Here is a 2,581-nt window from a genome sequence, read left to right on the forward strand (position 1 = left end):
GTGTTGGCGCTGATTGAAAACTGACCCACCCTGCCGATTGAAAATTGACCCAGGACGGATTGCTGATTTCTGTCCCAGCAATTGTGGATAAGCTTAGCAGCAGTGGGCCGATTCAAGACGCATCAACCCCCACCGCATGTAGGCATGCAGCAGGGTATTTATGGTGCGGATCAAAATGGCTCATCGTCCTCGACATCATCTCCGTCCTTGCGCTTTCGTTCCCGTGACTTGATCTTTGTCTGGGCGGCCAAGGTGCTGTGTTGTAGGCGGTAGGACTCGTTGCCCGTTTCGACGATGTGGCAGTGATGTGTCAGCCGATCCAACAACGCGGTGGTCATCTTGGCGTCGCCAAACACACTCGACCATTCCGAGAAGCTGAGGTTGGTGGTGATGACCACGCTGGTGTGTTCGTACAGTTTGGACAGCAGGTGAAATAACAGGGCACCGCCGCTTTGGCTAAAGGGCAAATATCCCAGCTCATCCAGTATCACCAGGTCTGTGCGAAGCAGTCCCTGGGCGATTCGCCCTGCCTTGCCATCGTACTTCTCACGCTCCAGCAGATTCACCAGATCCACCGTGGAAAAGAAGCGCACGCGTTTGTTGTGGGCCGTGATTCCGGATACAGACAAGGCACTGGCCAGGTGTGTTTTCCCGGTTCCAGGGCCGCCAATGAACACGACATTCTGCGCCGTTTCAGTGAACGCTAAGCTGGATAGATCGCTGACCAGCCGGGCATCAGCGCTGGAAGCGCTGAAGTCAAAGCCAGCTAAGTCACGGTGCATGGGGAGTTTTGCCATGTTCATCTGATGATTCACCGAGCGCACCGCGCGATCCGCATGTTCCTGCTGAAGCAGATGTTCCAGCAGCCATTTCGATGAAGCCGTCGACGCTGTTCCTTGAGAGACCAGTTCTTCCCAAGCACTGGCCATGCCGTGCAGGCGAAGTTCTTTGAGTTCAGTCATTAGGTCACGCATTGCGATTCTCCTCATCGGTCGCACGGAGCCGGTCGTAGCGTGCTGTATTGGCAACAGGCGCGACCTTGAGTTGCAGGCTGGTTTCTACACTGGGAGGTAGTGCGGTGGAGGTCAGGCGGGCAAGGACATTGAGGATGTGATCGGCGCTCAGACTTCCCGATTCAAGTACCAGCTCCACCGCCACCAGCACAGGTTCGAGCCCCGCAATTGGCACAGCAGCCAGTACCTGCATCATGATTCGATCACCGTTGGTGTGACGCCTCAGTCCTCGTTTGAGAAGCCGTAACGGTTTTGGCAGATCAGCAAATGGCGCACCGTTGCGCAATGCACCAGGCTTGCGTTCGATGAGTGGGATGTAGTGCTGCCAGTCAAAACTGACCTGATCTCGATCAAAGAGGCGCTCGTGACTGGCGATCACCGTTTCGTCAGCAATGACCACGATCCGCGAAGGGTACAAACGGCTACTGACCCACTGGCCGACGCGCTCACATGGCACTGAATAGCGATTTCGCGCCACGCTGATCAGGCAGGTGCTGGAGACCCGCACGGTACGCTCGACGTAGCCATCAAATGCCGTCGGCATTGGCATCATTTCGACCTGCTCCAGCTCTAAGACCTCGGCCACCGTCAGCCCGTTGTACTGCGGATGCACCAGTTCGCTCCAGAGCGACCGACAACGTTGGCCGAGCCAGACATTCAGTTCCTCGAAGGTGTGAAACATACAGTTTTGAGCATCGAGCCAGATTCGCCTCCGGCTGTCCTGAACGTTCTTTTCGACGATGCCTTTTTCCCAGCCAGAGGCCACGTTGCAGAAGTCCGGATCGAACAGATAGTGCGCGCACATCACGGAAAACCGGGCGTTGACCGTGCGCCCTTTGCCTTTGTTGACCTTGTCGACAGCCGTTTTCATGTTGTCGTAGATGCCGCGACGCGGCACACCACCCAACGCTCCAAACGAACGGGTGTGGGCATCAAACAGCATCTCGTGGCCTTGGCTGGGGTACGCAACTAACCAGAATGCGCGGCTGGCACACAGCTTCATGTGGGAGACCTGGATACGTCGAAAAAGACCACCGATCAGCAGACCTTCTTCGCTCCAGTCAAATTGAAAGGCCTCACCGAGCGCAAACGTCAGCGGTACAAAAGCGCGTAAAGACTTGCCTTGCTCGCCTCGCCAAGAGCGCACAAACGCCGTGAGCTGGCTGTAACCGCCGTCATAACCCTCGGCTTTGATCTGCTCAAAAAGTGCTTTGGCGCTCCTGCGGTTGTGTTTTGGCCGGAACGAATCGGCCTTGAGCGCCTGCTCCAGGGTCTCGTGAAAAGGGCTGAGCTTATTGAAGGTTGCGCACCGTTGGTACGCTGGCTGAATGGCTTCGGGCGCTCTGACCCATTTTCGGATGGTGTTTCTCGACAGCCCGGTACGCTTGGCTATCTGATGCAGCGAGAGCTTGTCGCGGAAGTACATCCGCCGGATTTTTCCCAACATTTCCATGCTGATCACCCTGTGTTCTCCTGCTCGAAAAGTGAGCAGAAGCAGTTGAACACCTGGGTCAGTTTTCAGTCGGCAGAAGAGCCTCTACTGGGTCAGTTTTCGGTCAGTGTGATTA

2 protein-coding genes are annotated in these 2,581 nt (G+C 56.0%); both read right to left on the reverse strand.

The features are described from left to right. Positions 1–170: 170 nt before the first annotated feature. Positions 171–974, reverse strand: coding sequence for an IS21-like element ISPsy20 family helper ATPase IstB (gene istB, locus CJF39_RS22480; protein ID WP_094995361.1), 804 nt, complete (start codon positions 972–974; stop codon positions 171–173). After that, positions 967–2,466, reverse strand: a complete 1,500-nt coding sequence (gene istA / locus CJF39_RS22485; RefSeq protein WP_102619021.1) for an IS21 family transposase — start codon at positions 2,464–2,466, stop codon at positions 967–969. Before istA ends, istB begins: the two co-directional genes overlap by 8 nt. Between the last annotated feature and the right edge of the window lie 115 nt (positions 2,467–2,581).

The sequence above is a fragment of the Pseudomonas lundensis genome (assembly GCF_002269125.1).
Lineage (GTDB): Bacteria > Pseudomonadota > Gammaproteobacteria > Pseudomonadales > Pseudomonadaceae > Aquipseudomonas > Aquipseudomonas lundensis_A.

Coding starts and splice junctions, on each gene's coding strand:
- istB (WP_094995361.1), bottom strand. CDS start 974: ATGCGTGACCTAATGACTGAACTCAAAGAACTTCGCCTGCACGGCATG.
- istA (WP_102619021.1), bottom strand. CDS start 2,466: ATGGAAATGTTGGGAAAAATCCGGCGGATGTACTTCCGCGACAAGCTC.